The 12,191-nt window shown below is 59.7% G+C and carries 12 protein-coding genes and 4 tRNA genes; 10 read left to right on the top strand and 6 right to left on the bottom strand.

All coding sequences use genetic code 11. From position 1 onward, the window contains the following. Nucleotides 1-5: 5 nt before the first annotated feature. Nucleotides 6-815, bottom strand: a complete 810-nt coding sequence (locus IGB42_RS07120; RefSeq protein WP_159669155.1) for an ABC transporter substrate-binding protein — start codon at nt 813-815, stop codon at nt 6-8. A gap of 104 nt (nt 816-919) precedes the next feature. On the opposite strand from IGB42_RS07120, the gene IGB42_RS07115 reads away from it, so the two are divergent. From IGB42_RS07115 to corA, 5 genes are all read left to right on the top strand, one after another. Next, complete coding sequence (locus IGB42_RS07115; protein ID WP_159669152.1) at nt 920-1,522, top strand: MarC family protein; 603 nt, start codon at nt 920-922, stop codon at nt 1,520-1,522. Nucleotides 1,523-1,601: 79 nt separating this feature from the next. After that, nucleotides 1,602-2,264 carry a ribose-5-phosphate isomerase RpiA gene (gene rpiA / locus IGB42_RS07110; RefSeq protein WP_159669149.1) on the top strand — a complete coding sequence of 221 codons (663 nt, stop codon included), beginning with the start codon at nt 1,602-1,604 and terminating at the stop codon, nt 2,262-2,264. A gap of 92 nt (nt 2,265-2,356) precedes the next feature. Then, the gene (phoU, locus tag IGB42_RS07105) at nt 2,357-3,067 is read left to right on the top strand and encodes a phosphate signaling complex protein PhoU (protein WP_159669146.1); all 711 of its coding nucleotides are present in this window, start codon (nt 2,357-2,359) and stop codon (nt 3,065-3,067) included. A 139-nt stretch (nt 3,068-3,206) separates the two neighbouring features. Next, entirely contained in the window at nt 3,207-4,136 is a 930-nt protein-coding gene (locus tag IGB42_RS07100; RefSeq protein WP_159669143.1) for a Ppx/GppA family phosphatase, read from the top strand. Further along, entirely contained in the window at nt 4,133-5,233 is a 1,101-nt protein-coding gene (gene corA, locus IGB42_RS07095; RefSeq protein WP_159669140.1) for a magnesium/cobalt transporter CorA, read from the top strand. The genes IGB42_RS07100 and corA overlap by 4 nt, the downstream gene beginning before the upstream one ends. A gap of 16 nt (nt 5,234-5,249) precedes the next feature. Here corA and IGB42_RS07090 read toward each other — a convergent pair whose 3' ends face one another. Together IGB42_RS07090 and lgt are read right to left on the bottom strand one after the other, a co-directional pair. Then, on the bottom strand, nt 5,250-5,729 hold the full coding sequence (locus IGB42_RS07090) for a DUF456 domain-containing protein (protein ID WP_159669137.1): 480 nt from the start codon (nt 5,727-5,729) through the stop codon (nt 5,250-5,252). Between the two features lie 105 nt (nt 5,730-5,834). Beyond that, nucleotides 5,835-6,680 carry a prolipoprotein diacylglyceryl transferase gene (lgt, locus tag IGB42_RS07085; protein ID WP_159669134.1) on the bottom strand — a complete coding sequence of 282 codons (846 nt, stop codon included), beginning with the start codon at nt 6,678-6,680 and terminating at the stop codon, nt 5,835-5,837. A gap of 75 nt (nt 6,681-6,755) precedes the next feature. Between lgt and ilvD the strand changes: the two genes are divergently transcribed. Then, nucleotides 6,756-8,612, top strand: a complete 1,857-nt coding sequence (gene ilvD / locus IGB42_RS07080) for a dihydroxy-acid dehydratase (RefSeq protein ID WP_159669131.1) — start codon at nt 6,756-6,758, stop codon at nt 8,610-8,612. 67 nt (nt 8,613-8,679) lie between these two features. Beyond that, the gene (locus IGB42_RS07075) at nt 8,680-9,006 is read left to right on the top strand and encodes an MGMT family protein (RefSeq protein ID WP_159669128.1); all 327 of its coding nucleotides are present in this window, start codon (nt 8,680-8,682) and stop codon (nt 9,004-9,006) included. A 117-nt stretch (nt 9,007-9,123) separates the two neighbouring features. Here the strand turns inward: IGB42_RS07075 and IGB42_RS07070 are convergent, their stop codons facing one another. From IGB42_RS07070 to IGB42_RS07060, 3 genes are all read right to left on the bottom strand, one after another. Further along, entirely contained in the window at nt 9,124-10,065 is a 942-nt protein-coding gene (locus tag IGB42_RS07070; protein ID WP_159669125.1) for an Ig-like domain-containing protein, read from the bottom strand. A gap of 636 nt (nt 10,066-10,701) precedes the next feature. Further along, a tRNA-Phe gene (locus IGB42_RS07065) sits at nt 10,702-10,777 on the bottom strand. 911 nt (nt 10,778-11,688) lie between these two features. Further along, entirely contained in the window at nt 11,689-11,832 is a 144-nt protein-coding gene (locus IGB42_RS07060) for a hypothetical protein (protein ID WP_159669122.1), read from the bottom strand. A 16-nt stretch (nt 11,833-11,848) separates the two neighbouring features. Between IGB42_RS07060 and IGB42_RS07055 the strand changes: the two genes are divergently transcribed. The 3 genes from IGB42_RS07055 (at nt 11,849) to IGB42_RS07045 (ending at nt 12,143) form a co-directional block, all read left to right on the top strand. After that, nucleotides 11,849-11,933, top strand: a tRNA-Tyr gene (locus IGB42_RS07055). 51 nt (nt 11,934-11,984) lie between these two features. Continuing rightward, nucleotides 11,985-12,055, top strand: a tRNA-Gly gene (locus tag IGB42_RS07050). Nucleotides 12,056-12,068: 13 nt separating this feature from the next. Continuing rightward, nucleotides 12,069-12,143, top strand: a tRNA-Thr gene (locus IGB42_RS07045). The last annotated feature ends 48 nt before the right edge of the window (nt 12,144-12,191 follow it).

The raw sequence follows: 12,191 nt of genomic DNA, 5'->3' as shown, positions 1-12,191 counted from the left end.
CGGCATCAGGGCTGCAGGTTGGCGCTACCCAGTACATTGAAGCGCAGCGCCAGCCGCCGCAGCGTGCCGTCCTGGCGCAGCTCACCCAGGATGTCGGCAAAGCGGCGGGCCTTGTCGTCTGCCGTGCGCCGGTTGAAAGCGATATAGATGGGCTGGCCGGTACGTGCTACGCCGTCAAGCGCGATCACCTTGCCGGCGATTTCAGGCAGCTCGTCGGCCAGTTGCGTGGGCATGTCCACGCTGCCGATGGCAATATCGATGCGCTTGCGCAGCAGCATGCGCATCAGTGCCTGCTGGTTGGGCGCGCTCAGGTCGGCATTGCTGCTGGTGGTCAGCAGCGGGGTCCATTCCGGGCCGTAGTAATAGCCGCGTGCACCGCCGACTTGCCAGTGCCCGATCAGTGCTGCAAACGAGCCCTGCCAACTGATCTGGGCCGCGCGTGAACGCAGGATATACAATCGGGCCTGCGGTATATGCAGTGAATTTCCGGGGTAGAACACAGCCCATTCGGCACGCTCCGGCGTACTGGCCACGTAGCTTGCAGCTTCGACTTCCCCGTTTTTCAGCATCGCCAATGCACGTGACCAGGGCAGTGGCAGGATTTTGATCTCCACACCCATGCGGCTTGCCGCAGCCCGGATGGCTTCGATGTGATAGCCAGTCCATTGGCCTGCTTCATCACGATACTCGTAGGGGCGGTTATCCGCTTCTTCGATGGCCACGCGCAAAACCGGCGTCGCAACAGCAACGCCGGCCTGCAGAAAGACCATACTGCACAGGAACAGATGCAAGCGTATCCATACCAAGGCTGCCATATCGCCGAGCATCTCCTGAAGTTTCATGCGGTGCAGACCGCTTGCGGTTGGCCCCGATGTCCGATAGCGGATAGGGGCGCTAGCATCCGGTGTTTGGAGGAATCATGGAAACCGCCACGTTCTGGTCTGCCTTCGTGCTGCTGCTGCTGGTGACCGACCCCTTGGGCAGCATGCCTTTATTTGTATCACTGATGCGTCAGGTTGCACCGGAACGGCGCCGCATTGTGATTTTGCGTGAAGTTGCTGTGGCATTTTCGGTACTGTTCGTGTTCATGCTGGTGGGCAAGCAGTTCCTGGCCCTGATGCATCTGTCGGAAACATCGCTGGGCATTGCTGGCGGCGTCATCCTGTTCCTGATCGCATTGCGCATGGTGTTTCCGCAGCCTGGTGGCGTGCTGGGCGAAACGCATCATGGCGAACCCTTCATCGTGCCGCTGGCCATCCCGCTGGTGGCAGGTCCATCGGCGCTTGCCACGGTATTGCTGCTGGTATCGCGCGATCCGGCCAGATTGTGGGAGTGGGTGGGGGCGCTGGTGCTGACCATGGCCGTGGTCGGCCTGACGCTGGCGTTTTCCGAGAAGATCAGCCGCCTGCTGGGTGAAAAGGTGGTGACCGCATTCGAGCGCCTGATGGGCCTGATCCTGACTGCCATCTCGGTCGAGATGCTGCTGAGCGGCATACGCCAGTACCTGGGCACACTGCACTGACATTCGCCAAGCACGCCTGCCCTCGCTCGGGCTAAAATCCGTCCTTGTTTACACCAGTCGCCCAGTCTCCGGAGTTTCCATGCCCCTCGACCAGAACCAGCTCAAGCAAGCCGCTGCCGAAGCCGCCATTGCCTACATTCAGGATGACATCGTTGTCGGTGTGGGAACCGGCTCTACTGCCAACTACTTCATCGATGCGCTGGCAAAAATCAAGGGCCGTATCGTCGGGGGCGTTTCTTCATCCGAGGCGAGCGTGGCCCGCATGAAGGCGCACGGCATCGCGGTATTCGATCTGAACAGCGTGGACACGCTGTCGGTGTACGTGGATGGCGCCGACGAGATCAACCGCCAGTTGCAGATGATCAAGGGCGGCGGCGCTGCGCTGACGCGCGAGAAGATCGTTGCTGCGGTGGCCGAGCAGTTCGTGTGCATTGCCGACGAAACCAAACTGGTGGACGTGCTGGGCAAGTTTCCCTTGCCGGTGGAGGTGATCCCGATGGCGCGCTCCTACGTGGCGCGCGAGCTGGTGAAGCTGGGTGGCCACCCGGCATATCGGGAGGGGGTGGTGACCGACAATGGCAACATCATTCTCGACGTACACGGTTTGCAGATCACCGAACCGGCAAAGTTCGAGAGCGAGCTGAACCAGATCGTTGGCGTGGTGACGTGTGGTGTATTTGCCCGCCGCCGCGCGGATGTGCTGTTGCTGGGCACGCAATCTGGTGTAAAAACATTCAAGTGATGCGATCTCTGCGGGACTTTAAACAATTGTGCAACATAACCGTAACCTTGAGCTGCTAACGTGCGATGAATAATCTCCCGGAGAAACGGCGCATGTCCGAACATATTTCCAAGCAATTCGATGCAGAGCTCGAAGCCATCCGTTCGAGCGTGCTCGGCATGGCTGGGCTCGTTGAAGATCAGGTACGCCAGGCGATGGAATCGCTGGCAACTGGCGATGTCAGCCTGATCTCGCAGGTGATAGAGCGCGAAGAGCGCGTCAACGAAATGCATCTCGCGCTCGACGAAATGTGTATCCAGATGATCGCCCGCCGCCAACCTGCCGCGTCCGACCTGCGCATGGTGATGACCGTGATCAAATCGGTTGAAGACCTGGAGCGCATCGGCGACAAGGCCGCGCGCATCTGCCAGCGCGCCAAGAACATCATTGATGCCGGCAAGTTGCAGGCCCCGCGTTTCCAGGAGCTGCGCCATCTGGCTGACCTGGCGCTGGACATGCTGTCACGCGCGCTGGATGCATTTGCCCGCCTGGATGCCGCACCGGCTGCCGAGGTGAAGCGTGCCGACAACCAACTGGATATCGAGTACCGCGGCATGCAGCGCCAGCTGGTGTCCATCATGATGGAAGACCCGCGTTCGATCAGCCTCACGCTCGATACCATGTGGATTGCCAAGGCCATCGAACGTATCGGTGATCTGGCAGTGAACATTTCCGAGCACGTGGTGTTCCTGGTCAAGGGCCAGGACGTGCGCCACAAGGGTCAGGCAGAAATGGATCGCGTGGCGCTCGGCCCGAAGGAGTAAGCGCAACGCGCAACCGGTCATTGGTGGCTGCTTGCCGCCATGCCGACGGAAGGGCAGCAGATGCTGCCCTTTTTTACGCCTTGTTCCGCAGCGCAACAGCGGTTATCTTACGACGATCCTGATTGCGGCTTTCCCATGCATGCATCATCCCAAGCAATTTGCTGCCATTGACCTTGGCTCCAACAGTTTCCGGCTCCAGATCGCCCGCAACGATCATGGCCGGCCACTGCCATTGATCACGCTCAAGGAAACGGTGCGGCTGGCTGCCGGCCTGAGCGAGGCCGGCCAGCTCAGTGGTGAAATATGCGATGAGGCACTGGCGGCGCTGCAGCGTTTCGGCACGCGGCTGGCGGGTATTCCCGTCAGCCATGTGCGTGCGGTAGCCACCAACACCTTCAGGGTGGCCAGCAATATCGGCGACTTTTTGCCGCTGGCCGAACGCGCACTGGGTTTTCCCATCGAGGTCATCAATGGGCATGAAGAGGCGCGACTGATTTATCTGGGGGCGGCGCACAGCCTGCCGGATGGCCAGCTGCCGCGTATCGTGATCGATATCGGCGGTGGCTCCACCGAAATCATCGTCGGCCGCGGCTTCGATGCACACTGGATGGCCAGCGTGCAATTGGGCTGCGTGACCTGGAGCCAGCGCTATTTTCCGGATGGCGTGATCACGCCGGAACGCCTGGCACAGGCTGAAGCCGCCACGCACGCCAGTCTGGCACCTTATCTGGATGAGCTGTCCCGCCACGGCTGGCAGCAGGTGGTGGGCACGTCGGGCACCGCGCGTTCGCTGGCGGATATTGTGCAGCTCAATGGTTTTGGCCCGTTCAACCTCACTGCCGGCAGTCTGGCACGGCTGCGTGAGGTCTTGCTGCGGGCCGGGCATGTAGAGCGCGTGAATCTGCAAGGGCTGCGCGCAGATCGCCGCCCGGTGCTGGCAGGTGGCTTTGCCATCATGGCCGGCATGTTTGCGGCGCTGCAGCTGGAGCAGATGGATATCACGCTGGGCGGCTTGCGTGATGGCGTGATGTACGATTTGTTGCATCGTGCAGAAGGCATGAAACGATGAGCAAGCGTCGCAAAGCAGCGCCCAATCACTTGCACAGCCGCCACACACCACGCGCGGACAAGGCGGGCACGCAAGCGGGCACCCTGCAGTACGTGGGGGCCAAGGAGGCGGAGCAAACCTATGCCACGCTGATCGAGTTCGGCCCCAAGGAAGGCGATTTCATCGAAACCCGGTTTACCTCGCTCGACGAGGGCCGTGATTTCCGCCCGCGTTTCGAAACGTTGTGGCTGAATCTGCACGGGCTGGGCAATCTGGAGATACTCAAGTTCGTTGGCCGGCGCTTCGGTTTGCATCCGCTGGTGCTGGAGGACATTCTCAATACCGAACAGCGCCCCAAGGTAGAAGCCTACCCCGGTTACTTCTTCGTCACCGCGCGGCTGATCCGCATCTGCGAGGACGGCTCGCTCGATAGCGAACAGGTCAGCATCGTGGTGATGCGCGGCGTGGTGCTGACCTTCCAGGAGCAGCCAACCGGCACGTTTGATGGTATCCGCGAGAGCCTGAAAACCGGCCAGTCGCAAATCCGCAAGCTGGGGGCGGATTACCTTGTGTATGCGCTGCTGGATAAACTGGTCGACCGTTATTACGTGGTGCTGGAGCAACTGGGTGAGCGGATCGAGAACCTGGAGGATGCCATTTACGCCGGCGCGCAATCATCACACCTGACCGAGATCCAGGAGCTGCGCCGCAAGCTGCTCTACCTGAAGCGCGGGCTGTGGCCGATGCGCGAGGTGGTGAACGTGCTGCAGCGCGACGAACCGGATTTCTTCCACGAGGAAACCCAGCTTTACCTGCGTGATGTGTATGACCACACGGTGCAACTGATTGAAAGCACCGATTCATTGCGCGATCTGATCGGCGGCCTGCAGGATGCCTATGCATCGCTGCAATCGCAGCGCATGAACGAACAGATGCGCGTACTCACCACCATCACCACCATCTTCATGCCGCTGACGCTGGTGGCCGGCATCTATGGTATGAACTTCGAGCATATGCCGGAGCTGAAATGGCATTACGGCTATTTCTATGCGCTGGCGCTGATGGGGGTGATTACCGTGGTGCTGGGTGGATACTTCTGGATACGGCGCTGGCTGTAATCGGCGGTGGCGCAGGCTAGAACAGCCAAGCCAGCGCAAATACCCCCAGCATCATCACCGCGATGCCTACCTTGGCAATCGCCGCCACCACCATGCCCACCCAGGTGGCGATGCCTACCTTGCCGGCCTGATAGAGATCACGCCCGGTCAGGAACTCGCCAGCCGCGGCGCCGGCAAACGGGCCGATCAGCATGCCGGCTATGCCGAAGAAAACACCGGCAATCGATCCGATCACCGATCCCCAGATTGCCGCCTTGCTGGCACCCACCTTCTTGGCGCCCAGTGCCCCGGCCACGTAATCGAGCGCAATGCCGATGGCCAGCAGCACACCAAGGATGACCAGCGTGGTGGAGCCCACGTGCTGGTACTGATCCAGCCCCGCAGCCAGCCACATGCCGCCGAACAGGAAGGGCAGGCCCGGCAGCATCGGCAGCACGGTGCCGGCCAGGCCGACCAGCATCAGTGCCACTGCAAGTATCCAGCCAGCTATTTCCATCCTCGTTCCTTTTTTTATTTGCCAGTCGCCAGTGGCAGACAGCATAGGCAGCATTTGGTTGCGCCACGCAGGCTGCAAAAAAAGCCCGCATCGGCGGGCTTGGGTTTATTTGCGGCTGGTACGCCATAGCAGGTGCGCGCCGATCACGATCATCGGCAACGAGAGCCACTGGCCCATGGAGAGATTCAGCGCCAGCAAGCCAAGGAAGTTGTCCGGTTCACGCGCAAACTCGGCAATGAAGCGGAACGCGCCGTAGCCGATCAGGAATACGGCGGAAACCTGGCCTACCTTGCGGGGCCTGGCCGAATACAGCCACAGGATCACGAACAGCAGCACGCCTTCCAGCAGTGCCTGGTACAGCTGCGACGGGTGGCGCGGCAGCATGTTGTATTGCAGGAACCACTCCTGCCATTGCTGATTGCCTGCGGAAGCGAGGGAGTCGGCGTCCTTTGCCGACCAGAAACCCATCGCCCACCAGCTGTCCGGCGTGGTAACGCGGCCCCACAGTTCGCCATTGATGAAGTTGCCGATACGCCCGAAAGCCAGGCCGATGGGTACCAGCGGTGCAATGAAATCGGTGATTTCAAAGAAGCGCCGGCCGGTCTTGCGGCCGAACAGCCACATGGCGAACAACACGCCCAGGAAGCCGCCATGGAAGGCCATGCCGCCTTCCCATACCTTCAACATGTCCAGCGGATGGGCAAAGTAGAAATCCGGCTTGTAGAACAGCACGTAGCCCAGTCGCCCGCCCAGAATCACGCCCAATACGCCGTAGAACAGCAGGTCGTCCATTTCCTCCACGCGCCAGCCCGGCAGCTTGCCGTGCTTGATGCGGTAGCGCCCCAGCAGCAGGAATAGCACGAAGGCGAGCAGGTACATCAGGCCATACCAGTGCACGGCAAGCGGGCCCAGTTTGATGGCAATCGGATTGAAGTGCGGGTGAACGAGCATCGGGGGGGCGCTTTGCGATAAAATCGGCAGATTATAGCGTGCTTCTTCACGCCAGCTTCCCTGAAGGAAAACCTCATGCCCGTTTATCGCTCCCGTACGTCCACCCACGGCCGCAACATGGCCGGCGCTCGCGCACTCTGGCGCGCCACCGGCATGAAGGATGGCGACTTCGACAAACCGATCATTGCCATCTCCAATTCCTTCACCCAGTTCGTGCCCGGCCACGTGCACCTGCACAACCTGGGCCAGCTGGTTGCGCGGGAAATCGAGAAAGCAGGCGGCATCGCCAAGGAATTCAACACCATCGCCGTGGATGACGGCATCGCCATGGGCCACGCCGGCATGCTGTACAGCCTGCCCAGCCGCGAGCTGATCGCCGATTCGGTCGAATACATGGTGAACGCGCACACCGCCGATGCGCTGGTGTGCATCTCCAACTGCGACAAGATCACCCCGGGCATGCTGATGGCGGCATTGCGGCTGAACATCCCGGTGATTTTTGTCTCCGGCGGCCCGATGGAAGCCGGCAAGGTCGACTGGAAGGGCGAAATCCGCAAGCTGGACCTGGTGGATGCGATGGTCGAAGCGGCCAATGACAAGGTCAGTGATGAAGAAGTGGCTGCCGTCGAGCGCTCTGCCTGCCCGACCTGTGGTTCGTGCTCCGGCATGTTTACCGCCAACTCGATGAACTGCCTGACCGAGGCACTGGGCCTGTCGTTGCCCGGCAACGGTTCGATGCTGGCTACGCACGGTGACCGCAAGCAGTTGTTCCTGCAGGCTGGCCGTACCATCGTCGAGATCGCCAAGCGCTATTACGAGCAGGATGACGAGAGCGTACTGCCGCGCAATATCGCTACCTTCGAAGCATTCGAGAACGCCATTGCGCTGGATATCGCCATGGGTGGCTCCACCAATACCGTGCTGCACCTGCTGGCAGCTGCCAGTGAAGCCGGTGTCGACTTCAAGATGGCCGATATCGACCGCATGAGCCGCAAGGTGCCATGCCTGGCCAAGGTGGCACCTGCCACCCAGAAATACCATATGGAAGACGTGCACCGCGCCGGTGGCGTGATCGGCATCCTGTCCGAGCTGGATCGCGCCGGCCTGATCCACCGCGAAGCCCGTACCGTGCACGCGCCCACGCTGGCCGATGCATTTGCCAAATGGGATATCGTGCAGGCGGCGCCGGATAGCGAAGCGCACCACTTCTACCGCGCCGCGCCGGGCGGCATTCCCACCACCATCGCGTTCTCGCAATCGATGCGCTATCCGGAGCTGGATCTGGACCGCGCCAACGGCTGCATCCGCAACAAGGAAAACGCCTACAGCCAGGACGGTGGCCTTGCCGTGCTGTACGGCAACATTGCCGAGCGCGGTTGTATCGTCAAGACGGCCGGTGTGGATGACTCCATTCTCACGTTCACCGGCCGTGCGCGCATTTTCGAAAGCCAGGACGACGCCGTGGCCGGCATCCTTGCCGACCAGATCGTTGAGGGCGATATCGTCATCATCCGCTACGAGGGCCCCAAGGGCGGCCCGGGCATGCAGGAAATGCTCTACCCGACCTCGTATCTGAAATCCAAGGGCCTGGGCAAGGCATGTGCACTGCTGACCGATGGCCGTTTCTCTGGCGGCACATCCGGCCTGTCCATCGGCCATTGCTCGCCGGAAGCGGCCGAGGGTGGCGCGATTGGCCTGGTGGAAGAGGGCGATATCGTGCTGATCGATATCCCCAACCGTACCATCGAGCTGCAGGTGAGCATGGAAGAACTGGCGCACCGCCGTGGCAAAATGGAAGCGAAGGGCCGCGCCGCATGGAAACCGGTCAGCCGCGAGCGTTACGTATCACCGGCTCTGCGTGCCTATGCAGCGATGACGACCAGTGCGGATACCGGCGCCATCCGCGATGTGAGCCAGGTCGAGCACAAGTAAGCTGCAACACACAAAACGGAAAGCCGGCGTGAGCCGGCTTTTTCACAACTGTTGCCAAGGAAAAATCATGCCCGTCGATACCCGGACCATGCACGCCGCCATGTTGGCGATAGTAGCGCAGATACCTCACGGACAAGTGCTGAGCTACGGCGAAGTGGCCAGGCTGGCGGGCTTCCCGCGGCATGCCAGGATGGTCGGACGGGTGCTGGCGCAGACGAATCTGGATGTGCCATGGCATCGCGTGGTGAACAGCAAGGGCCAGATCAGCCGGCGCGGTCTGGATGGAGGCGATGATCTGCAGCGGGTGCTGTTGGAGGCGGAAGGGGTAACGTTCTCTGGAGAGCGCATCGTCGATCGAAGACATCCCGATAAAACCAGGTCTTCGCTGGATTGATGGCGTATTAGGTGGTGGTCCGCCATGCAACGCCCTTTAGATAGCCCGCTGTTTTGAGTTGCTTGATATAAAAAAAACCCCTGCCTGGGCAGGGGTTTTCATTGCAACCAGTTCTGCTTATGGGCAGACAGGCGGGTAGAACGGGCTGATGGCGTTAGCCGGTGTGTTCTTTTCGTCTGCCAGTTCATCAGATGATGCTTTCAGGTTGAACTGCGACTTATCGGAAGCAACGGATCCACCGATCAATGTGGTGGTCGCGGTCAATTCAACGTCCACCCAGTATGCAAAGCTCTTCGCGTAGTTGACGTCGAACTTTGCAAAACCGGATGCATCCGTGACGACGACTGGCGGCGAAACGCTGACCGGATTACCCAAGCCACCCAATGTGCACACACTCGGTTTGACGAGAGTAATGGCGCCGGAGTAGATCCAGAACTTGGCGGTCGCATCATAGGCAAGGCGGCCTTGGTAGAAGTTCATCGGTGTGATGACCAGCGTGACCGTGGCATTTTGTACCGGATTACCTGCGGCGTCGGTCACCAGCACGTTGTGCGGATCAGAGTACTGGGTATCGCTCGGTACCAGGATCTTGTTACCTGCGCCGATCTTGACCGAGCGTGCCTGATTGCCGATGACGGTGATATCCACTGTTGCCTGGGCTGTACCGCTGGTCACAGTGACCCTGATTGTACGCGGGGTGCCATCAACGCCCGCGCTGAGGGAGGCTGTCACCTGTCCGTCGGCGCCACTGACGCCGTTGCTGCTGACATTCGAAATCAGTCCGCTCGAGGCAGAGAAGGTGACTGTCTGGCCCGATAGTGCAACGTTCTTGTTGCTGGTTGTCAGAGCGGTCAACTTGACTGTGCCAATGGCTGGCAACTGTGTACTGTCTGCCAGCAGGACCAGATTGGCTGCTACCGGCGGAAGAGGCGTTGGGGTTACGGAAACCACCGGTGTTGGCGTCGGATTGCCGGCAAGACTGCCGCCACCAGCGCCGCCATTACACGCAGCCAGCGAGAAAACGGCGCTGATCAGGGCCGCACATGTCAAACCGCGCATCCAAGCGCTCCTCGAAAATTGCCGCATAGCGTTTTTTCCTGTGTTATGCGTTGTAAGGGTATTGATTATTGATCAGCACACGTCTTGCGCGATCTTTCACACGCGCTATTAGACAATAACAACAGTGCGCCGGGCAATTAAAGGCTGACTTCAGGCATGCAAAAGAAAGGAGGGTATTCCATTTCAGTGTTGTTGCCGCTTGATCGGCACAGGCTTGAGTCTCCGCTTGGCATGTATCCAGATCGCCATCTGCCAATACCAAAAGGGGGGAGCGCATGCGCAAAAGCCTGATTTGACTGTCGTTGATGGCTTTCCGGTGTATGTATCGGATGCTGTGGCAAAGCCTGATGCTACCTGTTGCTGATATTGCCGCGATTTTAGCGGTTCTCAGCAAGAGCGAATGGCTTTGTGGTTTTTGCGACACAAGCGAAACCGATGCGTCGAAAAGGCTGGCGGGGCGGGGGCTACGAGGGATGTCAGCTGATGCGGCTGCAATGCTGATGATTTACCGGCGTGGCTACGCAGAAGATGGGGGGAATCCTGATTCAGCATTAAGGCAGTGCGGAGCGGAGACAGCAATGGCCAGCTCGAATGCAAAAGGGCCTGGCAGAAGCCAGACCCTTTGCGAAATTCTTTTGGTGGCCAGTCGCGGAATCGAACCACGGACACGCGGATTTTCAATCCGCTGCTCTACCAACTGAGCTAACTGGCCATCAAGTGAGAGGCGCATTAAACACTGCCCGAGCCATGGTGTCAAATGACCTCAAGCGATAAATCAACAAGTTGTTGTTTTGTATCTGCTATTTTTCCCGCTTGTCGGTGTTTCCGGATGTGGGTGCCGCTTCCTCAATCATGAGGATGCTCGCCCGTGCAGCGACGGGCGTGCATATTGGGCGTGTATCTATGTATTCCGATCGCTGTTGTTCGGTGCGCTGGGGGAGCACGCCGGGTCTGATGCTCGGCCCGCCGCCGGTTTGCATGTATATCTGCACATGCGCGGGTGGCTAATGTGTAAGGGTGCCTGCCTGTCTGCCTGTCCGGCGAGGCTGGTGTGTGCGATGCAAACATATATATGTCATGCCTCGGCTGTTTGTGTTTGGCTATGCGGCGTTGGCGTTGGCGTTGGCGTTGGCGTTGGCGTTGGCGTTGGCGTTGGCGTTGGCGATGGCGATGGCGATGGCGATGCGGGTGTAACGGGTGCGCTAAATGCTCGCAAGGGGGGGGGGGCGAGTGGTGGTCCTGCTAGCGTCTGGCCGGAGGGTTTGCGTCCGGGTGCGCTGGCGTTAACGCGTTCTGATGACGGCTGCGTTTTTCCGTGGCTGTCGTTTGCGCAACTGCCGTTGCGCGTGGTGCTGCCCGCGTTGCTTGTGATCTGGTCGGTGTCCTTGGTGTTGCGCGCGGGCAGGTTTGGCTGGCGCGAAACCAGTGGGCTTGCGTGCGACCCAAGGGTCGGGGTGCCGCTTGCCCGATTGCAACCGGCGTTGCCGCCCGATGCCTGTCATGGGTACGCGTGAGCAGCTGCAAATGGGATGGGGCGATGTTTCGCACCAGTTTCTGAAGGCTACATCAGCGCTGGCGGCGCAGGAATGCGTGCGGTAACACGGTCTTGATGCGGTTTTTGCTTTATGCGGCGAGCGCGCCGCTGCCGTGTTTTGCCGGTGTTTCAGTATCTTTCGCGCAGAAAAAACCATTGCGCATCATGGGGATGGGTAATTTGTCGGGTTTTGTTGCGGTAAAGGGTTTGACGTTATTCTTTTCATTGCCCATAATGCGCAGCTCATCCGGTGGGGTGGCCGAGTGGTTAATGGCAGCAGACTGTAAATCTGCCCTCTCTGAGTACGCTGGTTCGAATCCAGCCCCCACCACCAGATTGCTGCTTCGCGGTGTGAAGTGTCTGTCTTGCTGTGAAGCTAGTTCCTGCGGGTGTAGCTCAATGGTAGAGCAGAAGCCTTCCAAGCTTATGACGAGGGTTCGATTCCCTTCACCCGCTCAAAAAAAGTTGCGCCGATGTAGCTCAGGGGTAGAGCACTCCCTTGGTAAGGGAGAGGCCATGGGTTCAATTCCCATCATCGGCTCCATTTTCTTCTGTCTCATATTTCAGAAATTCTAGATAAGGAAATACGAAG

Origin of the sequence: Andreprevotia sp. IGB-42, assembly GCF_009848685.1 — a bacterium.
GTDB lineage: Bacteria > Pseudomonadota > Gammaproteobacteria > Burkholderiales > Chitinibacteraceae > Andreprevotia.
Note: the sequence above shows the minus strand (reverse complement) of the source record. Positions and strands in the feature narration are given on the sequence as shown.